This is a genomic window from Geodermatophilus sp. FMUSA9-8 (assembly GCF_037034165.1).
In the GTDB taxonomy this organism is placed as follows: domain Bacteria; phylum Actinomycetota; class Actinomycetes; order Mycobacteriales; family Geodermatophilaceae; genus Geodermatophilus; species Geodermatophilus nigrescens.
Genome location: NZ_JBAGKE010000001.1, coordinates 58616 through 80758, shown reverse-complemented (window position 1 = coordinate 80758; position 22143 = coordinate 58616). Strand labels below are relative to the sequence as shown.

At 74.5% G+C, this 22143-nt stretch carries 22 protein-coding genes and 1 pseudogene; 5 read left to right on the top strand and 18 right to left on the bottom strand.

Annotated features, from left to right (window positions below; genetic code table 11):
* Nucleotides 1–23: 23 nt before the first annotated feature.
* Both WA616_RS00380 and WA616_RS00375 read left to right on the top strand, forming a co-directional pair.
* Nucleotides 24–956, top strand: a pseudogene (locus tag WA616_RS00380) (PDR/VanB family oxidoreductase); the annotation flags it as partial.
* A gap of 26 nt (nt 957–982) precedes the next feature.
* Nucleotides 983–2188 carry a cytochrome P450 gene (locus WA616_RS00375; RefSeq protein WP_336026268.1) on the top strand — a complete coding sequence of 402 codons (1206 nt, stop codon included), beginning with the start codon at nt 983–985 and terminating at the stop codon, nt 2186–2188.
* A gap of 24 nt (nt 2189–2212) precedes the next feature.
* On the opposite strand, the gene purU is transcribed toward WA616_RS00375, so the two are convergent.
* Nucleotides 2213–3085 (bottom strand): formyltetrahydrofolate deformylase, encoded by an 873-nt coding sequence (purU, locus tag WA616_RS00370; RefSeq protein WP_073419719.1) that lies wholly within the window; start codon nt 3083–3085, stop codon nt 2213–2215.
* A gap of 250 nt (nt 3086–3335) precedes the next feature.
* Between purU and WA616_RS00365 the strand changes: the two genes are divergently transcribed.
* Nucleotides 3336–3965, top strand: a complete 630-nt coding sequence (locus tag WA616_RS00365; protein ID WP_336026266.1) for a putative quinol monooxygenase — start codon at nt 3336–3338, stop codon at nt 3963–3965.
* Nucleotides 3966–3984: 19 nt separating this feature from the next.
* Here WA616_RS00365 and WA616_RS00360 read toward each other — a convergent pair whose 3' ends face one another.
* The 13 genes from WA616_RS00360 to WA616_RS00300 all read right to left on the bottom strand — a co-directional run bounded on the left by WA616_RS00360 (nt 3985) and on the right by WA616_RS00300 (nt 16267).
* Nucleotides 3985–5016 (bottom strand): amidohydrolase family protein, encoded by a 1032-nt coding sequence (locus tag WA616_RS00360; RefSeq protein WP_336026265.1) that lies wholly within the window; start codon nt 5014–5016, stop codon nt 3985–3987.
* Nucleotides 5013–5795: a DUF1932 domain-containing protein gene (locus tag WA616_RS00355; protein ID WP_336026263.1), complete on the bottom strand. Its 783-nt coding sequence runs from the start codon at nt 5793–5795 to the stop codon at nt 5013–5015. Before WA616_RS00355 ends, WA616_RS00360 begins: the two co-directional genes overlap by 4 nt.
* On the bottom strand, nt 5792–6742 hold the full coding sequence (locus WA616_RS00350; RefSeq protein ID WP_336026262.1) for a VOC family protein: 951 nt from the start codon (nt 6740–6742) through the stop codon (nt 5792–5794). Before WA616_RS00350 ends, WA616_RS00355 begins: the two co-directional genes overlap by 4 nt.
* 41 nt (nt 6743–6783) lie before the next feature.
* Complete coding sequence (locus tag WA616_RS00345; RefSeq protein ID WP_336026261.1) at nt 6784–7878, bottom strand: 4-oxalomesaconate tautomerase; 1095 nt, start codon at nt 7876–7878, stop codon at nt 6784–6786.
* On the bottom strand, nt 7875–8588 hold the full coding sequence (locus WA616_RS00340; protein ID WP_336026260.1) for a 4-carboxy-4-hydroxy-2-oxoadipate aldolase/oxaloacetate decarboxylase: 714 nt from the start codon (nt 8586–8588) through the stop codon (nt 7875–7877). Before WA616_RS00340 ends, WA616_RS00345 begins: the two co-directional genes overlap by 4 nt.
* Complete coding sequence (locus WA616_RS00335) at nt 8585–9256, bottom strand: GntR family transcriptional regulator (protein ID WP_336026257.1); 672 nt, start codon at nt 9254–9256, stop codon at nt 8585–8587. Before WA616_RS00335 ends, WA616_RS00340 begins: the two co-directional genes overlap by 4 nt.
* 71 nt (nt 9257–9327) lie before the next feature.
* Nucleotides 9328–10005 (bottom strand): GntR family transcriptional regulator, encoded by a 678-nt coding sequence (locus WA616_RS00330; RefSeq protein ID WP_336026254.1) that lies wholly within the window; start codon nt 10003–10005, stop codon nt 9328–9330.
* Nucleotides 10006–10153: 148 nt separating this feature from the next.
* The gene (locus WA616_RS00325) at nt 10154–11416 is read right to left on the bottom strand and encodes an ABC transporter substrate-binding protein (protein ID WP_073419711.1); all 1263 of its coding nucleotides are present in this window, start codon (nt 11414–11416) and stop codon (nt 10154–10156) included.
* Nucleotides 11413–12519 (bottom strand): branched-chain amino acid ABC transporter permease, encoded by a 1107-nt coding sequence (locus tag WA616_RS00320; protein ID WP_336026251.1) that lies wholly within the window; start codon nt 12517–12519, stop codon nt 11413–11415. Before WA616_RS00320 ends, WA616_RS00325 begins: the two co-directional genes overlap by 4 nt.
* Nucleotides 12519–13400, bottom strand: coding sequence for a branched-chain amino acid ABC transporter permease (locus WA616_RS00315; RefSeq protein ID WP_073419710.1), 882 nt, complete (start codon nt 13398–13400; stop codon nt 12519–12521). The genes WA616_RS00320 and WA616_RS00315 overlap by 1 nt, the downstream gene beginning before the upstream one ends.
* 1 nt (nt 13401) lies before the next feature.
* Nucleotides 13402–14112, bottom strand: coding sequence for an ABC transporter ATP-binding protein (locus tag WA616_RS00310; protein WP_073419709.1), 711 nt, complete (start codon nt 14110–14112; stop codon nt 13402–13404).
* On the bottom strand, nt 14099–14857 hold the full coding sequence (locus WA616_RS00305; protein ID WP_245794435.1) for an ABC transporter ATP-binding protein: 759 nt from the start codon (nt 14855–14857) through the stop codon (nt 14099–14101). The genes WA616_RS00310 and WA616_RS00305 overlap by 14 nt, the downstream gene beginning before the upstream one ends.
* 189 nt (nt 14858–15046) lie before the next feature.
* Complete coding sequence (locus WA616_RS00300) at nt 15047–16267, bottom strand: MFS transporter (RefSeq protein WP_336026246.1); 1221 nt, start codon at nt 16265–16267, stop codon at nt 15047–15049.
* A gap of 349 nt (nt 16268–16616) precedes the next feature.
* Between WA616_RS00300 and ligM the strand changes: the two genes are divergently transcribed.
* Nucleotides 16617–18017, top strand: coding sequence for a vanillate/3-O-methylgallate O-demethylase (gene ligM, locus WA616_RS00295; protein ID WP_073419706.1), 1401 nt, complete (start codon nt 16617–16619; stop codon nt 18015–18017).
* Nucleotides 18018–18306: 289 nt separating this feature from the next.
* A complete protein-coding gene (locus WA616_RS00290; protein WP_336026244.1) occupies nt 18307–19665 on the top strand; it encodes an aminomethyl transferase family protein in 1359 nt (452 codons plus the stop codon).
* Nucleotides 19666–19741: 76 nt separating this feature from the next.
* Here the strand turns inward: WA616_RS00290 and WA616_RS00285 are convergent, their stop codons facing one another.
* Genes WA616_RS00285 through WA616_RS00270 form a run of 4 tightly spaced genes read right to left on the bottom strand, consistent with a single transcriptional unit; the run spans nt 19742 to nt 22022 of the window.
* On the bottom strand, nt 19742–20599 hold the full coding sequence (locus WA616_RS00285) for a class III extradiol dioxygenase family protein (protein ID WP_336026242.1): 858 nt from the start codon (nt 20597–20599) through the stop codon (nt 19742–19744).
* Nucleotides 20592–20960, bottom strand: coding sequence for a protocatechuate 4,5-dioxygenase subunit alpha (gene ligA, locus WA616_RS00280; RefSeq protein WP_336026241.1), 369 nt, complete (start codon nt 20958–20960; stop codon nt 20592–20594). Before ligA ends, WA616_RS00285 begins: the two co-directional genes overlap by 8 nt.
* Before the next feature lie 50 nt (nt 20961–21010).
* Nucleotides 21011–21289 (bottom strand): muconolactone Delta-isomerase family protein, encoded by a 279-nt coding sequence (locus WA616_RS00275; protein ID WP_179711352.1) that lies wholly within the window; start codon nt 21287–21289, stop codon nt 21011–21013.
* A 1-nt stretch (nt 21290) separates the two neighbouring features.
* Nucleotides 21291–22022: an alpha/beta fold hydrolase gene (locus WA616_RS00270; protein ID WP_336026238.1), complete on the bottom strand. Its 732-nt coding sequence runs from the start codon at nt 22020–22022 to the stop codon at nt 21291–21293.
* Nucleotides 22023–22143 lie beyond the last annotated feature (121 nt).

Sequence of the window (22143 nt, the reverse complement as noted above, 5' to 3'; positions counted from 1 at the left end):
CCGCGCCTGCCTCCGCCGATGTCGCCACGCTGCGCGTCGTCGACAAGCGGGTGCGGGCCGACGGCGTCGTGACCCTCGACCTGGCATCCCCCTCGGGCGGGCGGCTGCGGGACTGGACGCCCGGGGCGCACGTCGACCTGGTGCTGCCCGGCGGCCTGACCCGGCAGTACTCGCTGTGCGGCGACCGCTTCGACCCCGCGACCTACCGGGTCGGGGTGCTGCTGGAGCCGGGCAGCCGGGGCGGGTCGGCGTACGTGCACCGGGAGCTCGCGGTGGGTGACCTCGTGGGCGTCGGCGGCCCGCGCAACAACTTCCCGCTGGTCCCCTCGGAGCGCTACCTGTTCGTGGCCGGCGGCATCGGGATCACCCCGCTGCTGCCGATGGTGCGCCAGGCCGAGGCCCTGGGCGCCGACTGGCGGCTGCTCTACGGCGGGCGGGAGCGGCGCTCGATGGCGTTCCTCGACGAGCTGGCCGCGTTCGGCGACCGCGTGCTGGTCCGGCCGCAGGACGAGACCGGGCTGCTGGACCTCGCCGGCTTCCTCGGACGGCCGCGCCCCGGTGTCCGCGTCTACTCCTGCGGCCCGGCGCCCCTGCTCGCGGCGATGGAGCGGGCCTGCGCCGACTGGCCGCCGTACACGCTGCGCACCGAGCGGTTCGTGGCGGTGGACGGCGGCGCCCCGGCGCGCACCGCGCCGTTCGAGGTCGAGCTCGCCCGCACCGGGACGACGGTCGTCGTCGACCCCGGCAGCACCGTGCTCGACGCCCTGGCCCGGGTCGGCGTGGAGGTGCTGTCCTCCTGCCGCCGCGGCGTCTGCGGCACCTGCGAGACGACGGTCCTGGCCGGGCGGCCCGACCACCGCGACGCCCTGCTCGACGACGACGAGCGCGCCGCGAACGACTGCATGTACGTCTGCGTGTCCCGCTCCCGCGACGAGCGCCTCGTCCTCGACCTCTGAGCACCGATCACCGACCGGAGTCCGCCATGACCGCCACCGTCCCCGCGACGATCCCCACCAGCGACGTCGACCCGTTCGCGCACGAGGTGCTCGAGGACCCGCTGCCGATGCACGCCGCCCTGCGCGAGGCGGGCCCGGTCGTGCACCTGTCCCGCCACGACGTCTACGCGATGGCCCGCTACGCGGAGGTGCACGCGGCTCTCACCGACTGGCAGGACTTCCAGTCCGCCGCCGGCGTGGGCCTGTCCAACTTCCGGTACGAGGAGCCGTGGCGGCCGCCGAGCCTGCTGCTGGAGGCCGACCCGCCCCGGCACGACGCGCCCCGCCGGGTGCTGCAGAAGGTCCTCGGGCCCCGCGCACTGCGCCGGCTGCACGAGCACTGGCGGGCCGACGCCGAGGCCCTCGTCGACGAGGTGCTCGCCGCCGGGACCGAGTTCGACGCCGTCCCCGTGCTCACCGAGGTGTTCCCGCTGCGCGTCTTCCCCGACGCCGTGGGCATCGCGGACGACGGCCGGGAGAACCTGCTGCCCTACGGCGACCACGCCTTCAACGCGTTCGGCCCGGCCAACGACCTGGTCGCGAAGGGCGCGCCCCGGGTGGCCGAGCTGTCGGGGTGGGTCGCCGCGCAGTGCCGCCGCGAGGTGCTCGCCCCCGGCGGGTTCGGCGCCGAGATCTGGGCGGCCGGCGACCGCGGCGAGATCACCCCGGAGCAGGCGCCGCTGGTCGTGCGCTCGCTGCTCACCGCCGGGGTGGACACCACCGTGCACGCGCTGTCGGCGATCCTGCACGCCTTCGCCACCCACCCCGCGCAGTGGGACCGGCTGCGCGCCGAGCCGTCGCTGGCCCGCGTCGCCTTCGACGAAGCGGTGCGCTGGGAGTCCCCGGTGCAGACCTTCTTCCGCACCGCCACCACCGACGTGCGGGTCGGCGACGTCGTCGTCCCCGAGGGCCGCAAGATCCTCATGTTCCTGGCCGCGGCCAACCGCGACCCGCGCCGCTGGGCCGACCCCGACGCCTTCGACCTGTCCCGCGACCCCTCCGGGCACGTCGGGTTCGGCATGGGCATCCACCAGTGCGTGGGCCAGCACGTCGCGCGCCTGGAGGCCGAGGCGCTGCTCACCGCGCTGGCCCGGCGGGTGCGCGCGATCGCGCCCGCCGGCACGCCCGTGCGGCACCACAACAACACGCTGCGCGCGTGGGAGAGCCTCCCGGTCCGGCTGACCCCCGCCTGATCCCGGCGGGGGCGCCGGACCGGCTCACTCGAAGACGACGGTCCGGTTCCCCCGGATCAGCACCCGGTTCTCGGTGTGCCAGCGCACCGCGTGCGCGAGCGCGCGGGTCTCGGCCTCCCGGCCGCGGGCGGCGAGCTCCTCGGGGGTCAGCGCGTGGTCCACGCGCAGCATCTCCTGCTCGATGATCGGGCCCTCGTCGAGGTCGGCGGTGACGTAGTGCGCCGTCGCCCCGATGAACTTGACCCCGCGCGCGTGCGCCTGGTGGTAGGGCCGCGCGCCCTTGAAGCTCGGCAGCATCGAGTGGTGGATGTTGATCGCCCGGCCCTCGAGCTCCTTGCACAGCCCGTCGGACAGGATCTGCATGTAGCGGGCGAGCACCACGAGGTCGATCCGCTCCGCGCGCACCATCTCCAGCAGCGCCGCCTCGGCCTCGGGCTTGGTCTCCGGGGTGACCGGCACGTGCCGGAAGGGGACGCCGTAGAACTCGGCGGTGCCGGCGAGGTCGGGGTGGTTGGAGACGACGGCGACGACGTCGAGGTCGAGCTCGCCGATCGAGTTGCGGAACAGCAGGTCGTTGAGGCAGTGCGCGTACCTGCTGACCAGGATGAGCACCCGCGGCCGCTGCGCGGAGTCCACCATCCGCCAGTCCATCGCGAACCGCTGCGCGGTCTCCTCGAAGGCGGCGCGCAGCGCGTCGACGTCCAGCGGTGAGCCGTCGACGTGGGCGAACTCGACCCGCATGTAGAACATGCCGCTGGTCGGGCTGTCGAACTGGTGGCTCTCCAGGATGGTGCACCGCTCCTGCAGGAGCAGGCCGGACACCGCGTGCACGATGCCGGGCGCGTCCTCGCAGGACAGCACCAGGACGCCGTGCTGGGCGTCGACGGGCCGGGTCATCGGACCTCCTCCGCGAGTGGTGGGCGCCGGCCGGTCACCGGCGGGCGTGCGGCGAACTTATGACCGAGCGCCGGTGTGCCGCACGCCACAGATGACGTCTCTCCGTCGGCGGAAGACCGCACCCCGGGCGCGACGATTGACGCGGTTGCCCAGGCCCGGGCGCGGCGGGCACGCTGGGCCGGCCGGCGCCCGCCCGGGACCGCCGGCCCGGGACAGCCCGGCACGACCGACGACGCCGACAGGAGGCCGCGTGGCCGAGATCCGGGCCCGGTCCACCGAGGTCGAGGGGACCCCCGCGTCGGTCGCGGCGGCGGTCGCGCACGCCCGCGACGAGGTGCTCCCGGCGGTGCAGCGGATGCCCGGGTGCCTCGGCCTGTCGGTGCTCGCCGACCCGCGGGGCGGCCGCTGCATCGTGACGACGTCGTGGCGCGACGGGCAGGCGCTGGCCGACAGCCGCGAGGAGGTCCGCCCCTTCGCCGAGCGGACCGCCGCGCTGCTGGGCGGGGAGCCGGAGGTCCGGGAGTGGGAGGTCGCGGCCATGCACCGCGTCCTGGACGCCGGCGACGGCGCCCGCGCCCGCGTCACCTGGCTCCGCACGCCGCCGGACGCCGTCGACCGCGCCGTGGACGCCGTCCGGCTGTCGCTGATGCCCAAGCTCGACGACCTGCCCGGCTTCTGCAGCGTGAGCGTGCTGGTCCGCCGGGACGAGGGGCTCACCGTGGCCGCGGTGTCCTACGGCAGCCGGGAGGACGCCGAGGCGGCCGCCGACGGCGCGCGGGAGTTCCGCGAGGGCCTCGCCCCGGCGATGGGCCTCGAGGTGCTCGACACCGCCGAGTTCGACGTCGCCGTCGCCCACCTGCGGGTCCCCGAGACGACCTGAGGCCCCGGGGACCCCCGGGTCAGCGCCCGGCGGCCGCCAGCGCCGGCCCGAGCCGCGGGTAGACCCGCCGCACGTTGCCCTCGAACACCGCGGCCCGCGCCTCCCCGGAGAGCGCCCCCCGCGCCGCGGCCGCCTCGACGTAGCGCCGGGTGTCGTCGAAGTGGTGCCCGGTCCGCGGGTCGATGCCGCGGACGGCGCCCACCATCTCCGACCCGAACAGCACGTTGCGGGTGTCGACGACGTCGAGCAGCAGGTCGATGCCGGGCTGGTGGTAGACGCAGGTGTCGAAGAAGACGTTGGTCATCACGGTGGTCTCCACCGGCGGCCGGCCCAGCATGTCCGCCAGCCCCCGGTAGCGGCCCCAGTGGTAGGGCACCGCTCCCCCGCCGTGCGGGATGACCAGCCGCAGGTCCGGCAGGTCGCCGAACAGGTCACCCTGCACGAGCTGCATGAACGCCGTCGTGTCGGCGTTGATGTAGTACGCCCCGGTCGCGTGGAACACCGGGGTCGCCGACGCCGAGACGTGCACCATCGCCGGCACGTCGAGCTCGACCATCGCCTCGTAGACCGGGTACCAGCTGCGGTCGGTCAGCGGTGGGGAGGACCAGGACCCGCCGCTGGGGTCGGGGTTGAGGTTGCAGCCGACGAAGCCGAGTTCCTCCACGCAGCGGCGCAGCTCGGCGACCGAGGCGGTGAGGTCCGCCCCGGGCGACTGGGGCAGCTGGGCGACCGGGACGAAGCGGCCCGGGTACAGGGTGGCCACCCGGTGCACGAGGTCATTGCTGCGGCGGGACCACTCCAGGCTCACGGCCGCGTCGCCCACGTGCGGGGCCATCGCCGAGGCGCGGGGGGAGAACAGCGTGACGTCGATGCCGCGCTCGTCCATCAGCCGCAGCTGGCTGCCCTCGATCGTCTCGCGGATCTCGTCGTCGCTGATCGCCGGGTAGGGCGGCGGCGTCGTCCCGGCCTCCCAGGCCGCCACCTGCTGCTCGCGCCAGGCGGTGTGCGCGGCCGGGGCGGTCGTGTAGTGGCCGTGGCAGTCGATGATCACGCGGTCCCTCCCGGGGCGGCGTCGCGCAGCTCCACGAGCAGGTCGCGGGCGGCCGGGGCGATGCGCGCCGGCACCCCCAGCTCCTCCAGCTGCTCGGTGGCGGCGGCCATCTCGTCGGCCCGACGGCGGGCGTGCACGCGGGTGCCCTCGACCAGCCGGTCGAGCGTGCGCTCGTCGAACCCGGCCAGCTCGGCGGCGACGTTGCCGCGCAGCCAGTCCTCGCAGCCGGCGGCCTCGGCACCCCGCAGCGCCTCGGTGACGGCGGCGGCCAGGCCCTTGTAGAAGACGCTGCGCAGCAGCTTGCGGGAGATGGCGGTGCCGACCGGGCCCTCCTGGACCTGGGCGTCCGCGCCGAGCCCGGTGACGAGCCCGACGTAGCGGCCGGCCGCCTCCCCCGACACCAGCATCGGGGTGCGCAGGCCCTTGCCCGGCACCGGCGACATGAGCGCCACGTCGACGACGTCGACCCCGGCCGGCGCGGCCCGCTCGGCCAGGGCCGCCTTGAGTCCCGGGCTCGCGGTGTTGAGGTCGGCCCACAGGGTGCCGGGCCGCAGCGCAGGCAGCGCGTTGTCCAGGGCGACCGCGGCGTCGTGCGAGCTGTTCACGCTGAGCACCAGGTCGGCGTCGGCCACCGCCTCGGCCTCGCTGTCCCGCGCCGCGACGCCGTCGACGGCGAGGCCCTTCGGGTCGTAGCCGCGCACGTCGGCGCCAGCCGCCACGAGGTCCCGGGCGATCTCCGAGCCCGCCTCGCCGAGGCCCAGGACGGCGATGCGCGTCACTGCTGGACCGGGGGCGTGCCGTGGGTGTGGAAGGTCGAGATGGTCTGCAGGCCCCAGGCCTGCCCCTTGGCCCGCTCGGCCTCCGACCAGTCGACCGGCGCCCAGTCGGGGGCGAACACGAGGCGGGCGGCCGGGTTGTCCAGCTCGATCCGGTTGCCGGCCGGCTCCCAGACGTAGAGGAAGAAGCTCTGCTGGATCGTGTGCTTGTGCGGCCCGGTCTCGATGTGGACGCCGTGCTCCAGGGCGAGGTCGGCCGCGCGGATGATGTCGTCCCGGCTGTCCACGGCGAACGAGACGTGGTGCAGCCGGCCGGAGGTGCCCGTGCGGTCCTTCGTCCAGACCGCGTTGTAGCCCTGGTTGGTGAAGGTGGTCCAGGTGCCGGCGATCTCGCCGCTGTCGAGGACGATCTGCTCGGTGGTCATCGCCCCGAGGGTGTCGACGAAGAAGTCGCGGTTCGCCTGCGGGTCCACGCCGAGGTAGTTGATGTGGTCGATGCGGCGGACGCTGACCCCGCGGCCCGGGTAGGCCTGCGCCTGGTTCTTGAGCGCGGGCACGAGGTCGCCCTGCGGGCGGTACCACTCCGTCTCGTAGTAGACGCCCATCTCGTGGCCGTCGGGGTCGGTGAAGACGTAGACCGGCCCGTAGCCGGGGTCGCCGTCCTGCCAGCCCCGCCCGAGCCCGGTGGCCTCGATGGCGGCCACCCGGCGCTGCAGGGCCTCGGGGGTGGCGGCGCGGAAGTTCGTCCGGCCGACGCCCGGCTGCGCGGCCGCCGTCAGCTTGATCGTGGTGTTCTCGTAGTCGTCCCACGCGCGCAGGAACACCGAGTCCCCGGACGAGCCGTTCTCCGTCATGCCGAGGTAGCGCACGAAGAAGTCGAGGCTCTCCTCCGGCTTGTGGGTGAGCAGCTCGACGTGGGCCAGGTGCGCGATCTCGTGGAGCGGCGGCACGGGACTCTCCTCTGGGGGCGGGGGGGGTTCAGGCGCGGGGTTCAGGCGCGCGGGAAGGCGGTGCCGTCGAAGAGCTTGCGGGCGGTGCGGACGACGCCGGAGCGGACCACCCGCGGCGGCGCGGCGGCGGTGTCGACGACGACGTCGACGAGCAGGTGCCCGGTCGGGTGCTCGACGTCGACCTGCGAGGTGCCCGTGGGCCAGTCCGCGGTGAGCTCGTGGCCGACGGCGCCCGGCAGCAGCATCCCGGTGACGACGCTGACCGCGCCGAGGACGCCGATCGAGGTGTGCGGCTGCACCGGGATGAACGAGCGGGTGCTCACCTGCCCGCCGTCGCGCGCCGGGGCGAGCAGCACCGTCTTGGGCACCGACGACTGCGACACGTCGCCCATGCCCATGAGGTCGGCGGCCTTGCGGCGGAAGGCGTCGACCCGGGCGAGCAGCGCGGCGTCGGCCGCGAGCTCCTCGTGCGTCTCGTACCCGGTGAGCCCGAACGACGAGGCGAGCGCCAGCACGACCGGCATGCCGTTGTCCACGCAGGTGACGTCGACGCCCTCGACCGTGTCGCGGACGTGCCCGGTCGGCAGCAGTGCGCCGGTGGCCGACCCCTCGGTGTCGGCGAAGTCGAGGACGATCCCGGCGGCCCGCCCGGGCACCCCGGCGATCTCGACGTCCCCGCGGTACTCGACCCGCCCGCCGGGCGTGGGGAAGGTGGCGACGGCGACGCTGCCGGAGTTGACCATCCGGATCCGCACGCTGGTCTCTCCGCCGGCGGCGGGCACCAGCCCGCGCTCGACGGCGAACGGCCCGACGCCGGCCAGGATGTTGCCGCAGTTCTGCCGGTCGCTGACGGTGGCCTCGTCGACGCCGAGCTGTAGGAACAGGTAGTCGACGTCGACCTCCGGGTCCTCGGACGGCGAGACGACGGCGACCTTGCTGGTCAGCGTGGTCGCCCCGCCCAGGCCGTCGATCTGCCGGGGGTCGGGGGTGCCCATGAGGCGCAGCAGCAGGTCGTCGCGCTCGGCCGGGTCGGCGGGCAGGTCGCGGGCCTCGAGGTAGAGGCCGCGGGACGTGCCGGACCGCAGCATCGTGGTGCGGACGCCGGTGTCGTCGTAGGTCGTGTCGTCGTGGCTCACCGCTCCCCCGCCTCCTCGGCGTGCTCGTCGGCGTGGCTGACGTACTCGATGCCGAAGGCGGGGAGCCTGTCCCGCAGGCCGTAGCGGTCGAGCCCGAGCTCGCCCCGGCGGAAGGCTTCGCGGGTGGCCTCCTCCTTCTCGGCGCGCGCCCGGGACGCGGTGAGCGCGCGCGGCACGTCGGCGCGCGGCACGACCATCACGCCGTCGTCGTCGGCGACCACCACGTCGCCGGGGCAGATCCGCTGGCCGCCCAGGACGACCGGCACGTTGACCGCCCCGGCGGTGGCCTTCACCGACCCCTGCGCGCTCACCGCGGTCGACCAGGCGGGGAAGCCCATCTCCCGGAGCTCGGCGACGTCGCGCACCCCGCTGCCCAGCACGACCCCGCGGACCCCGCGGTGGGCCAGCGCCGTGGCGAACAGCTCGCCGAACAGGCCGTCGCTGGAGGGCGAGGCGGTGGCGACGACGAGCACGTCGCCGGGCCGGCACTGCTCCACGGCGACGTGGATCATCAGGTTGTCCCCGGGCCAGCACAGCACCGTGACGGCGGTGCCGCCGATGCGCGCCCCGGCCCACGCCGGGCGGAACTGCGGGCCGAGGTAGCCGACCCGCCCCAGCGCCTCGTGCACGGTGGCGACGCCGAACCCCCCGAGCGTCTCGGCGTCGGCCGCGTCGGCGCGCGGCGGGTCGGTGACGACGACGGTCCTCATGCGGGTCCTCCCGGGTCGGGGGTCGGTTCGGAGAGCGCCGCGATCACCCCGCGCAGGTGGGTGGCCACGGCGGCCTCGGCGCGTGCCGGGTCCCGCGCGGTGAGCGCCTCCACGAGCTCGGTGAAGCCGGCGAGGCTCACGCGGGGCCGGCCGGGGCGCAGTGACAGGCGGAACTGGTGGCGGACGAGCTGGGCCTGCAGGCGGCCGACCAGGTCCGCGGCGATGGGGTGCCGGGCGACCTCGCCGACCATGGCGTAGAGCTGCTGGATGAGCTCGGAGTACTTGCGGACGTCGCCGGAGCCGACGGCGTCGGTCATCGTCTCCAGGTGGGCGCGCAGCCGCCCGATCTCGGCGTCGGTGACCCGCTCGGCCGCCTTGCGGGCGAGCAGCGCCTCGAGGGGCAGCCGCACCTCGGTGATCGCGACGGCCTCCTCGGTGGTGACCACCCGCACCCGCGCCCCGCGGTTGGGGATGCGCTCGACCAGGCCCTCGGCGACCAGGGCGTCGATCGCCAGCCGGACGGCGCCGCGGCTCACCCCGGTGCGCGAGACCAGCTCGGCCTCGACCAGCCGGTAGCCGGGCGGCATGTCACCGCGCGCGATGGCGAGGCGCAGGGCGCGCTCGGCCGTCTCCTGCGCGCCGGACACCATGGCGGCACGGTAGCCCACGTCCGCAGGATTGCCAACGATCCTGTGAGCGATCCGGTCCGACGTCCGCGCGGGTCCTCCGCGGGCCAGCGTCAGCCCTCCGGGGACTCCGCGGCGAGGGCGTCGATGCCGCTCTGCACGTGCGCCCGGGCGGCCCGGTCGGCGTCCGCGGGGCGGCCGCCGGCGACGGCGTCGACGACGTCGGCCAGCTCCGCGAGGGCCTGCTGCGCCCGCCCCGGGCGCAGCAGGAGCTGGAACTGCGAGCGCGCCACCCGCCCCTGCAGGCGGGCGACGAGCGAGGAGGCGAGGGGCTGGCGGGCCGCGTCGGCGACCAGCCGGTGGTGCTCCTGGAGGAGGTCCCAGCACTCCAGCAGCTCGTGGTCGGCGACGGCCCGCCGCAACCGCTCGAGCGTCGCGCGCAGGCGCTCCGCCTGGGCACCGGTGGCGTGCTCGGCGGCCTTCGCCGCGAGCAGCCCGTCGAGGACCTGGCGGCACTCCAGCACGGCGACCGCCTCGGCGCCGGACATCACCCGGACCCGCGCCCCGCGGTTGGGGATGCGCTCCACCAGGCCCTCGGCGATGAGGGCGTCGAGCGCCAGCCGGGCGCTGTTGCGGGTGACGCCGTAGCGCTCCCCCAGCTCGGGCTCGACCAGCCGCTGCCCGGGGACGACGACCCCCCGGGTGATCTCCTCGCGCAGGCGCCGCTCGGCGGTGCGCCGGGCCTGCACGCCGGTCAGCAGGCGCGCACCCTCACCGGTCCCCTGGGGCATCCGGTCACCGTAGGCAGCGGCCGGAGCCCGGGTCGAGCGGCCCGGGGGTCCCGGGCGCCGGGATCCCCCGGGAGGGTCACGCCGGGCCCCCGACGCGCGCGGGGGCGGCCCGGGTCGACCCGGACCGCCCCCGCTCGTCATGCCGGGCTCAGCCGAAGGACTCGACGGTGTCGTAGCCCCGGCCGTTGTACTTCTGCACCACGACGCTGGACACCGCGGGCTGCCCGTCCTGCGTGGTGTCGACCGACGTGCCCGGCAGCATCAGCGGCGCCTCGTAGCCCTGGATGCCGCGCAGCGCCTCCATGAAGCTGTCCCGGGTCGGCTCCTCCATCTGCGTGAAGGCCTGCTCGAGGGTGGCGCCGACCATCCAGCTCCACTGGCAGTGCGGGAACGCCGGGGGCTCCGGGTAGTCGCCGTACTCCGCGAGGGCCGACAGGTAGGTCTGCACGTCCTCGTCCTCGGCGAAGGCCGGGCTGGCCGGCGCCTTGGCGAAGGACACCGAGTAGATGCCGGGGAACGCGCCGCCGCCGCCGGGCTCGAGGACCGCGCCGGGGCTGGAGGTGTTCGAGGGCAGGAACCAGCTCGGCGTCCAGCCGAGCTGCTGCGCCTTCTGCAGCGCGCCGACCACGAGCGGCACGAGCGACATGGCGTTGAAGATGACGTCCGCGCCGCTGTTGGCCAGCTCGGTGATCTGCGCGTCGACCGAGGTGTCGGTCGCCTCGTAGGTGAGCTCGTCGACGATCTCGATGTTGTCCGCGCCCTCGACGGCGGCCTTGAAGCCCTCGACGTAGCCCTCGCCGTAGTCGTCGTTCTGGGACAGGATCGCGACCCGGTGCTGCTGCCCGGAGGCGGCCAGCAGCTCGCCGAACGCCTCGCCCTCGTTCTGGTAGATCGGCACGAAGCCCAGCTGCCAGGGGCTCTGCTCGGTGTCGCTGAAGATCGGGTCGCCGGTCATGATCAGCGCCTGCGGCACCTCGTCGGCGATCGCCGCGTCGCGCCAGGCGCGGTTGGTCGGCGTGCCCAGCCCCGCGGTCATCGCGAAGACCTCGTTCTTGAGCTGGTCGTAGTTCGCCGCCGCCTGCTGCGGGTCGTAGGTGTCGTCGAGCGCCTCGATCTCGACCGTGCGGGTCTGCCCGTCACCGAACTCGATCCCGCCCTCGGCGTTGCGCATGCCGAAGTAGGCCCGCACGCCGGCGACCGTGCAGGTGCCCGGGCCGGCCGTCGAGCCGCTGAGCGGGGTGGTGATGCCGAGCGTCACCGAGTCGTCGGTGATCCCCGGGCTGGGCGCCCCCTCGGCGGTGTCGCCACCGCGACCGGCGTCGGTGGCACCGCCACAGGCGCTGAGCGTGACCGCGAGCGCCGACGCCACGGCGATGCCGAGCGTCCTCCGCGACCGGACGTGTCCGTTCATGCGTGCCCTTGCCTCTCTGTCTGGGGTCGCTCCGCCGCGGTGGCCGACCCGGGGGTCGACGACGGAGGGGTCGGTGGCGCGGCGGAGCCGCGGCCGGCGGGAGAGCGCCGCAGCCGGCGCGCGAGCGCACGGGGCAGCGACACGAGGCCACCGGGGAGCAGGAACAGCACCAGCAGCAGGAGCGCGCCCTGCAGCAGCGACGTCAGGCTGGGGTCGACGGCGTTGGTGAGGTCCGGGACGACGACGTAGAACACGCCGCCGAGCAGCGACCCGGCGATGCTGCCGGCGCCGCCGATGACCATCGCGACGAGCAGCTCGATCGAGTGCCCGAAGCTCATGGTCTCCGGCGACGTGTACTGGACGACGACCATGTACAGGAAGCCGCTGACCCCGCCGATGAGCGACGCGATGGTGAACGCGAGCACCTTGTACCGGTAGGGCGAGATCCCCATGGACGACGCCACGTTCTCGTTGTCCTTGACGATGGCGAAGGCCCGGCCGTACTTGCCGCGGACCAGGTAGGCGGTCAGCAGGAACACCACGCCGCCGATGCCGAGCACCAGGTACAGCTGGAACTGGTCGTCGTAGAGGCCGCTGCCCTCGGGCGCGTCGGTGAAGCGCGCGGACAGGCCCTGGGAGCCGCCGGTGAACTCGCTGAGCCGCTTGGCCAGGGGCACGCCGACGATGGGCAGGGCGATCGTGACCATCGCGATGGCCAGGCCGCCCAGGCGGGCGGCGGCCAGCGCCACGAGCAGGCCGGCGACCGCGGGGAGCAGGCAGGCGAGCACGAAGACGAGGACGACGTTCCAGCCCTGCTGGACCCCGTAGGCGGTGACGTAGGCGCCGAGGCCGAGGAAGAAGATCTGCCCCAGCGAGACCTGGCCGGTGTAGCCCATGACCACGTTGAGCCCGAGCACGGCCACGGCGAAGACCCCGATGCGCGCCAGCGTGTCGTTGAACGACTCCGTGCCCACCAGGGGCAGCACGACGAGCGCGGCGAGCAGCAGCAGCGGTGCTCCCCAGCGCACCCACGGCGTCTGCCGGAGGGACCGCGCCGGCGGGGGCGGGGTGGAGGGGGTCGGGGTGTCCAGGACTCGGGCCATCACACACGCACCACGGTCTTCCGGCCGAACAGGCCCTGGGGTCGGACGAGGAGGACGACGAAGATCAGGATGAACGGCACGGCGACCTTGAGGTCGAAGCCGATGAAGCCGACGTAGACCGCGGCGAGGTTCTCGAGGACACCGATGATCCACGCCGCGACGACGACGCCGACCGGGCTCGTGAGACCGCCCAGGATGACGGCGGCCAGCGCGTAGACCAGGGCGTTGTCGAGCATGCCGGGCGTCAGCGTGAGCTGGGGCGCCACGAGGGTTCCGGCGACCGCGCCGAGCGCCGCCGCGAGCCCCCAGCCGACCATGAGCAGGCGGCCGACCGGGAGGCCGCTGAAGGCCGCCGACTGCGGGTTGATCGCGACCGCCCGCAGCGCGAGGCCGATCTTCGTGCGGACGAAGAGGACCTGCAGCAGCACCATCGCCACGACGATCACCGCGGTCGTGCCGAGCGAGCGGATGCTCACCGAGACGCCCAGCAGCGACACCGTGTCGAGGGGGAACAGCGAGGGGAACTGCTGGTTGTTGTAACCCCAGATCCAGCCGGCCACGCCGGTGACCAGGGTGAGCAGGCCGATCGTGACGACCACGGCGGTGTCGGGGTCACCGCGCTCGAAGCGCCGGATGAGGTAGCGCTCCACCACCGCGCCGAGCACGAAGGAGACCAGGATCGCCGCGACGATCGCGAGGCCCACCGGGAGCCCCTGGTTGGTGAGCACCCAGGCCACGTACGCGGCCAGGACGGCCAGGCCGCCCTGCGCGAAGTTGATCAGGCCGGTCGCGGAGTGGACGAGCACGATGGCCAGCGCGAGCGCGGCGTACACCGAGCCGGTCGACAGGCCGTCGACGACGAGCTGGACGAACTTCTCCATGTCAGCCTCCCAGGTAGGCGCGACGGATCTCGTCCATGCCCTTGAGCTCGGCGGACGTGCCCGTGAGGACGGTCCGCCCGGTCTCGAGCACCGCGGCGGTGTCGACGAGGGTGAAGGCGAGGTTGGCGTTCTGCTCGACCACGAGCATCGCGATGCCGGACTCCACGCGCAGGCGCCGGATCGCGTCGTAGACGGTCTTCGCGGTGCTGGGTGCCAGCCCCAGGGACGCCTCGTCGAGCAGCATCAGCCGCGGCTTGGACATGATCGCCCGGCCGACGGCCAGCATCTGCTGCTCGCCGCCGGACAGGGCGGAGGCGTTCGACCGGATCCGCGCCTGCAGGTTGGGGAACAGGTCGAGGCAGTAGTCGATGTCGCGCTCGACGCCCTTGGCGTCCTTGCGCAGGTAGGCGCCGACCCGGAGGTTCTCCCGGACCGTGAGGTCGCCGAGCGTGCCGCGCCCCTCGGGCACGTGCGCGATGCCGAGGGCGGCGACCTGGTCGGGGCGCAGGCCGCGGACGTCGCGGCCGTCGAAGACGATCCGCCCGCCGGCGCGGACGGTGCCGCTGATCGCGCGCAGCGTGGTGGTCTTGCCGGCGCCGTTGGCGCCGAGGATGCCCACGGCGCCGCCGTCCGGGACGGTCAGCGAGACGTCCTCGAGCACCTGCACCGGGCCGTAGGCCGCGGTGACCCCCTCGAGCTCAAGCAGCGTCATCGGCGGCGGCGTCCTTCCCGATGTAGGCCTCGATCACGCGGGGGTCGGACTGCGCCTCGGCGGCCGTGCCCTCCATGAGCTTCGCGCCGTGGTCGAGGACGACGACGCGGTCGGTGAGCGCGGCGATGAGGCCCATGTGGTGCTCGACGACCACGACGGTGATGTCGTCGTCGGTGCGCAGCCGCCGGACGGTGGTGATGAGCTGCTCGACCTCGCCGTGCGAGAGGCCGGCGGCCGGCTCGTCGAGGAGCAGCAGGCTCGGCCGCATCAGCAGCGCCCGGCAGAGCTCCACGCCCTTGTGCAGGCCGTGCGAGAGCTCGTCGGCCGGCAGGTGCGCCGCCCAGCCGAGGCCATTGCGCTCGAGCAGCGCGAGGGCCTCCGCGCGCAGCTCCCGCTCGGCCCGCCGGGTGCGCGGCGTGCGGAAGGCCCACTCCAGCGCCCCGCCGGGCAGCCGCGTGTGCGCCCCCAGCAGCACGTTCTCCAGCACCGTCGCGCGCAGCTGCAGTGCGGGGTGCTGGAACGTGCGGGCCAGGCCGTGCTTGGCCAGCGTGGCCGGGCGCGCGCCCTGCACCTCGGCGCCGTCGATGAGCACCCGCCCCGACGTCGGCCGGTAGTGCCCGCTGATGCAGTTGAACAGCGACGTCTTGCCCGCGCCGTTGGGCCCGACGAGCCCGAGGATCTGGCCCGGCTCGACCGCGAAGCCCACGTCCTGGAGCACCGTGACACCGCCGAACCGCAGGCTCACGTCCTGCAGCGTCAGCCCACCCGCCATACCCGCATCTCCCGCCATTGGGTGTTGCTCCGGTGCGTGCGCCGCAACGTACGGACGGCCTCGGGGGATTGTCAACGATCTGATCTGAAGGTCGTGTCCACGGTCGTGTCGCGCCGGCCCGGCCCCTCCCGCGGGCGCGCGCGGCCCCGCGCGACCCCGCGCTCAGGTCGCGCGCGGGCCCCGCGGCAGCAGGGACGCGCCGGTCGCGACCAGGCCGGACACGCCCACGAGCACCGCCGCCTGGGGCGCGCCGGAGCCCAGGCCCGCCCCCACCGCGACCACCAGCGGCGGCCCCAGCAGCTGCCCCACCGCGGACCCCTGGGTCACCAGGCCGATGGCGGCGCCGGCGGACCGGGTGCCCCCCGACACCGCCGCGAGCCCGGCGAACAGCGCGGCCGGGACCACCCCGGAGACCCCGGAGAAGGCGACCGCCGCGGCGATCCGCACGCCCACCGGCAGCCCCGGGTCGAGCACCCCCCACACGGCCAGCGCCATGCCCGCGCACCCGCCGGCGACCACCCACCGCAGCGGCACGCCCCGGTGCAGCAGGTAGGCGCCGAGGACGTTGGCCGGCGCGTTCACGAGGAAGACCAGCGCCCCCACCCACCCGGCGTCGGCGACCGAGAACCCGGCGTCGGCGACGAGCGCGGCCGGGAACAGCCCGACCACGGCGAGGTACTGGGCGGCGTAGAGGGCGAAAACCGCCGCGATGAGCACCACGGTCGGCGAGCGCAGGGCACCGAGCAGCCCCGCGGACGACGGCCGCCGGCGCTCGCCGACCGACGGCACCCAGCGGGCGACCACCGCGAGCGCGACCGCCGCGACGCACCCGTCGGCCACCGAGGCCCCCCGCCAGCCGACCAGCCCGATCGCGACGGGCACGAGCAGGGCGGCCAGGCCCGACCCGACGGGCATGTACGCGCCCCACGTGCCGGCCACGAGGCGCCGCTGCCCCGGCGCGGAGACCTCCGCGAGCAGCGGCGGCGCGGCCAGGATGACCAGGACCAGCCCGAGGCCCTCCCCCACCCGGGCCACCATCAGCCCCGCCAGCGAGTCGGCCAGCGCGCCGCCGAGGTCGGCGGCGACGATCGCCGCGAGCCCGAGCCGGACCTGCCGGCCGAAGCCCAGGCCCTGGCCGAGCCACCCGAGCAGCGCCCCGCCCGCGGCCCCGAGCGCGCTGACCGTCGACAGGTACCAGGCCGCGGTGCCGGGCCCGAGCCCGAAGGAGTCCGTGAGCACCGGCAGCGCGGCCGCCGCCCCGCCGATCTGGGCGGCGGCGACCACCCCGGCCCCGAGCAGGGCCGCCACGGCGGCCCAGGAGGTCCGGCCGGGACCGGGAGCGGCTCCCGGCGGCTCCCGGCGGCCGAGCGGCCGACGCGTCACGGGCTGCTCCCTCCACGGGCCGGTCCCCTCCGGTCCGGTCCCGCTGCGGTCCGGACCCGCGCCAGCCTCACCCACCACCCGCGCCCGTGCCGGGCCGGGGGCACCGACGCGCGGGCGGGTACGTCAAATGACGCGGCCCCCCGGCCATCCGACGCACGACGCTCCCGCCGGATCGGCCGGGGCCGGGTGACGGATGACTGTGTGCTGGGCCACAGCAGGCGGCCTAGGCTCGACCCGCGACGGTGCCGGGACCGCGGTCCCGCGCGTCCAGGGGCGCCCGCGGGGACACCGGGCACGGCCCGGCCCTCCGCCGGCCCGCGGCAGGAACAACCGACGAGAACGGACCGAGATGACTGCGAAGAACCTCCAGGAGCTCCTGGACCAGAGCGGCGACACCGTGGGCCTGCTGCGCAACTCCCAGCTGGGGGCCTACATCTACCCGGTCGTCCCCTCCGAGTTCACCAACTGGCGGCGGGAGCAGAAGGCGTGGCAGGAGACCGCCGTGCTCTTCGACCAGTCGCACCACATGTTCAACCTGTTCATGCGCGGCCCGGACGCGCTCAAGCTGATCTCCGACAGCGGCATCAACAGCGTGGCCAACTTCCCGGTGGACATGGCCAAGCAGTTCGTGCCCGTGACGCCCGCCGGCAACGTCATCGGCGACGGCATCCTCTTCCACCTGGCCGAGGAGGAGTTCGTCTACGTCGGCCGCGCGCCGGGCGCGAACTGGCTGCAGTTCCGCGGCGAGACCGGCGGCTACGACGTCGAGATCCGCAACGACCCGCGGTCGCCGTCGCGGCCCTACGGCAAGGCCGTCACCCGCGACCTCTGGCGCTTCCAGATCCAGGGGCCCAACGCCTGGCCGATCATCGAGAAGCTGAACGGCGGCACCGTCGAGCAGCTCAAGTTCTTCCGCATGAGCACCATGACGATCGCGGGCGAGACCGTGCGCACGCTGCGCCACGGCATGGCCGGCGCGCCGGGCCTGGAGATCTGGGGCCCGTACGAGAGCTACGACCGGGTCCGGGAGGCCATCCTCGAGGCCGGCCGCGAGTTCGGCATGGAGCCGGTGGGCTCGCGCGCCTACTCGACCAACACCCTCGAGTCGGGCTGGATCCCCTCGCCGCTCCCGGCGATCTACACCGGTGAGGAGCTGCGCCCCTACCGCGAGTGGCTCGGGGCCGACAGCTACGAGGCGACCAACGCCATCGCCGGCAGCTTCGTGTCCTCCGACATCGAGGACTACTACACCAACCCGTGGGAGCTCGGGTACGGCTCCTTCGTCAAGTTCGACCACGACTTCGTCGGCCGGGACGCCCTCGAGGCCCTGGACAAGGACGCGCAGCGCCGCAAGGTCACCCTCGAGTGGAACTCCGAGGACCTGGCCAAGCTGCTCGCCAACCAGGTGGAGGACGCCCGCTACCAGTTCTTCGACCTGCCCAACGCCAACTACGGGTCGTCGAACTTCGACTCCGTCCTCGACGCCGACGGCACCGTCCTCGGGGTCTCGATGTTCACCGGCATCTCGGCCAACGAGAAGAAGGGCCTGTCGCTGGCGACCGTCAGCCCGGACGTCCCGCACGGCGCCGAGGTCCGCGTGGTCTGGGGCGAGCCCGACGGCGGCAGCCGCAAGACCACCGTCGAGCCGCACGAGCAGTTCGAGGTGCGCGCCATCGTCAGCCCGGTCCCCTACGCGAAGATGGCCCGGGAGACCTACCAGGGCGGCTGGCGCACCAGCGGGCGCGCCTGACCCGCACCCCGCACCGACCGGCGTGGCCGGGTGACGATCCCGTCGTCACCCGGCCACGGCCGTCTCCGGACCCCGGCAGGGCGAGGCGGGGCAGGGCGGGGTGACGGCTACGTCACATGTCGCGGCGCGGACGGGCCGGGGTGGACGCCGGACACCGTCATCGGAGTGATCCGCTGCACACCCGCGCTCCCTAGCGTGGGCTGCGCCGCAGGAGGTGGGCCGCAGAGGCTCCGCGGCACCCACCGGGCAGGAGCACTCCTGCCGTCCCACGACGAGAGGGTCCCCCGTCATGTCCACCGAGAGTCTGGCCGCGGCGCTCGCCCGCGCCGGCAGCCCGGTCGAGCTGCTGCGCAACCTGGCCTTCCCGCCGAGCACCTTCCCGGTCCGGCCGGAGTTCACCAACTGGCGGTCCGAGCAGCGGTCCTGGCTGGAGACCTGCGCGCTGCTCGACCAGTCGCACCACATGACCGACCTGTTCATCGAGGGCCCCGACGCGCTGCGGCTGCTCAGCGACCTCGCCGTCAACACGTTCAGCAACTTCGGCGTCGGCCGGGCCAAGCAGTTCGTCGCCGTCGCCCCCGACGGCCACCTCGTCGGCGACGCCATCCTCTTCCACCTCGAGGAGGAGCTGTTCGACCTCGTGGGCCACCCGATGGTCATCGACTGGGTCACCTTCCACGTCGAGCGCGGCGGCTACGACGTGGAGGTCGAGCGCGACGACAACTCGATCGTGCGCCGGTCCGGTCCGCCGCGGTTCTACCGCTACGAGCTGCAGGGCCCGACCGCCCCCGCCCTGATGGAGGCGGTGCTCGGCACCGCGGTGCCGGAGGTGCGGTTCTTCTCGATGACCGAGTTCACCGTCGCCGGCCGGCGCGTCCACGGCCTGCGGCACGGCATGGCCGGCCAGCCCGGCTTCGAGCTCTTCGGCCCCTGGGAGGACGGCGAGGCGGTCCTCGACGCCCTGCTGCGGGCCGGGGAGGACCACGGGCTCGTCCGGGTCGGGTCGAAGGCCTACTCGACCGCCAACCTCGGCTCGGGGTGGGTCCCCGCCCCGCTGCCGGCCGTCTTCGGCGACGACCCGCTGCTCGCCGAGTACCGCGAGTGGCTCCCCGTCACGAGCGTGGGCTCCCTCGGGGGCAGCCTCGACTCCCCCGACATCGCCGACTACTACCTCACGCCCTACGACGTCGGCTACGGCAAGACCGTCAAGTTCGACCACGACTTCGTCGGCCGCGAGGCCCTCGAGCGCCTGGCGGAGGCGGCCCCGCCGCGCACGAAGGTGACGCTGGTCTGGGACGCCGAGGACGTCACCGCGGCGGTCGGCTCGCTCTACCGGCCCGGGCCGGGCGCCAAGTACATCGAGATGCCCAAGGCCCGCTACGCCACCCACCACGAGGACGTGGTGCTCAAGGACGGGCGGCCGGTGGGCATCTCGCTGGACTGCGGCTACCTCGCCAACGAGCGCGAGATGGTCTCCCTGGCCACCGTCGACACCGCGCTCGCCGAGCCGGGCACCGAGGTCGTCGTCGTCTGGGGCGAGCGGCCGGTGTCGGCGAAGCCCGCGGTCGAGGACCACGTGCAGGTCGAGATCCGCGCGACGGTCGCCCCGTGCCCGTACGACGCGCGGGACACCTACCGGTCGCGCTGACCGGGACATGACGGACGGCCCCCGTCCAGGGGCCCGCCGCGAGCGTGCGAGCGGTGGGGAGGACGGGGGTCCTTCGTCAGGCCGGCCGCGGCGCCCGGTTCTCGAACAGCGCGATGCCGGCCGCGGTGTTGGACGCCGGCACGAAGTAGTCCGAGTGGACCTTCGTGATCTGCTCGTCCATCGCCCCGCGCATGACCAGCCACATGATCAGCTCGATGCCCTCGGAGCCCGCCTGCCGGATGAGCTCCTCCCGGGACATGGCCGCCAGCCGCGCCGGGTCGGTCTCGATCGCCTGCATCCACAGCGCGTCGAACTCGGGGTTGATGAACCCCGCCCGGGCGCCGGCCAGCTGGTGGGACATGCCGCCGGTGCCGAGGACGCCGACCGTGAGGTCCTCGGGGAACCTGCGGATGGCCCGCCCGAGCGCCTGGCCGAGCGCGTAGCAGCGGGCCGCCGTCGGCTGCGGGTACTGGATGACGTTGACCAGCAGCGGCACCACCGGGCAGGGCCAGGCGTCGCCCGGGTCGGGGGTCCACACCGACAGCGGCACGGTGAAGCCGTGGTCGACCTGCAGCTCCTGGAAGACGGTGAGGTCGAACTCCTCGTCGACCAGGCTCTCCACCAGGTGCAGCGAGAGCTCGGGGTGCCCGACCACGTCGGGGACCGGGCGCCGGCCGAAGCCCTCGTCGGCGACCTCGTAGCGCTCGGCGGTGCCCAGCCCGAACGTCGGCACGAAGTCGAGGTCGATGCCGTTGGCGTGGTCGTTGTAGACGACGATCGCGACGTCGGGCCGGTGCTCGGCCAGCCACGCCCGCGCCGGGGCGTACCCGTCGAAGAGCGCCTTCCAGTTCGGGTCGTCGGTCTTCCCGCGGTCCATCGCCGCGCCGATCGAGGGCACGTGCGAGGTCGCCAGGCCCCAGATCACCTCAGCCATCGCGGCGGCCTCCCGCGCGCATCGCGGCGAGGAAGTCCTCCTCGCCCATGCCGGTGAACACCCCACCCAGGTACTGCATCGACCGGCCGTCGATCATCGCCAGCTTGTAGACGTAGAAGATGCTGCCGCCGAGGTCGATCATCGCCTGCCAGTCGCGGTCGAGCACGGCCCGCTCCTGCTCGGCGCTCAGACCGAACTCCCGGCAGTAGGCGGCCTCGTCGGCGGCGAACCGCTCCCGCGCCTCGGCGTGGCGCAGGCTCATGAACAGCCGGTTCATGCGCAGTCCCCGCCGGCTGCTGTCGCCGTCGAAGACCGGCGTCCCCGGCAGGTCCCGGCGTCCCGGGCCGGCGGTGGTGCCCATGGCCGTCGTTCCTCTCTCCCGTACCGGTGCCCGCGTCGCGGGCGCCTGCGTCACGTCCGCTCCTGGGGGTGGGTGGCGAGCGCCTCGACGTGCACGTCGAGCCACGGGGCCATCGGCAGCGACATGAGCGCGTCGTGCAGGGCCGCCGGGTCCTCGGCCTCGTACAGGCCGATCGTCGCGTTGCGCCCGGGGACCCGCCACAGCCGCTTGAGGACGCCGGCGGCGCGCAGCTCCATCGCGCGGGCGCGCTCCCCCGCCCGCAGCTCCTCCCGCCGCTGCGCCGGGGTGTCGGCCGGCAGCCGGTTCTCCGACCGGACCAGGAACTCCACGTCAGCCTCCTCCGCTGCCGCCCGGCACGCTGCCGGCGATCTCCGTGAGCACCGCCGCCAGCTCGCCGGGCGCGGTCACCATCGCCTCGTGGCCGGTCGCGATCTCGTGCACCGGCCACCCGAGCGCGCGGGCGCGGTCGGCCTGGGCGGCGAACACGCGCATCCAGTCGGTGCACTCGACGAAGGCCGCGGGCACGGCGTCGGCCGCGCCGGTGAGCCGCAGCGGGTCGGTGTAGGTCTTCCACGGGTGCGGGGTGAGCCGGGGGGTGAGCCAGTCGACGTCGGCCTGCTCGGTCACGCCGAGCACCGACAGCTTCCGGACCGGCACCAGCCAGCCGAAGCCCTGCTCGGCGGCCGACTGCGCCCAGTGGTGCTCGACCGTCTCCGGGAGCAGGTCGCGGGCGGCCTCGCCGTCGGCGCCCACGAAGGCGTCGAGGTGGACGCGCCGCGCGACGGCGTCCGGGCGGCGGTCGGCGACGGCGGTGACGACCTGGCCGGCGTAGCTGTGCCCGACGAGGACGACGTCGGTCAGCCCGAGCACGTCGATCAGCCGGACGACGTCCTCCACGTGCGTCTCCAGCCCCACGAGCGGGGAGAGCAGGTGCGCCCGCTCCGACAGCCCGGTCAGCGTGGGGGCGTGCACCTCGTGGCCGGCCGCGCGCAGCGGGCGGGCCACCCGGTCCCAGCACCAGCCGCCGTGCCAGGCGCCGTGGACGAGCACGAACGTGGCCACGCTGCCCCTCCTCGTCGAGGTCGTCCGGGGGCCGGATGTCCCCTGCCGCGTTCCGGCGGCACCCCACGCTAGGCACCCGGGGGCCGGGACGGATCCGTCCGATGTCACGGCCGCGCCACCG

Bases quoted from the DNA above. Each gene is read 5' to 3' on its own strand.
- WA616_RS00310 (WP_073419709.1), bottom strand. From the start codon at position 14,112: ATGACGCTGCTTGAGCTCGAGGGGGTCACCGCGGCCTACGGCCCGGTG.
- WA616_RS00315 (WP_073419710.1), bottom strand. From the start codon at position 13,400: ATGGAGAAGTTCGTCCAGCTCGTCGTCGACGGCCTGTCGACCGGCTCG.
- WA616_RS00320 (WP_336026251.1), bottom strand. From the start codon at position 12,519: ATGGCCCGAGTCCTGGACACCCCGACCCCCTCCACCCCGCCCCCGCCG.
- WA616_RS00285 (WP_336026242.1), bottom strand. From the start codon at position 20,599: ATGGCTGAGGTGATCTGGGGCCTGGCGACCTCGCACGTGCCCTCGATC.
- ligA (WP_336026241.1), bottom strand. From the start codon at position 20,960: ATGGGCACCACCGCCGGCCCGGGACGCCGGGACCTGCCGGGGACGCCG.
- purU (WP_073419719.1), bottom strand. From the start codon at position 3,085: ATGACCCGGCCCGTCGACGCCCAGCACGGCGTCCTGGTGCTGTCCTGC.
- WA616_RS00290 (WP_336026244.1), top strand. From the start codon at position 18,307: ATGTCCACCGAGAGTCTGGCCGCGGCGCTCGCCCGCGCCGGCAGCCCG.
- WA616_RS00330 (WP_336026254.1), bottom strand. From the start codon at position 10,005: ATGCCCCAGGGGACCGGTGAGGGTGCGCGCCTGCTGACCGGCGTGCAG.
- ligM (WP_073419706.1), top strand. From the start codon at position 16,617: ATGACTGCGAAGAACCTCCAGGAGCTCCTGGACCAGAGCGGCGACACC.
- WA616_RS00340 (WP_336026260.1), bottom strand. From the start codon at position 8,588: ATGAGGACCGTCGTCGTCACCGACCCGCCGCGCGCCGACGCGGCCGAC.
- WA616_RS00325 (WP_073419711.1), bottom strand. From the start codon at position 11,416: ATGAACGGACACGTCCGGTCGCGGAGGACGCTCGGCATCGCCGTGGCG.
- WA616_RS00375 (WP_336026268.1), top strand. From the start codon at position 983: ATGACCGCCACCGTCCCCGCGACGATCCCCACCAGCGACGTCGACCCG.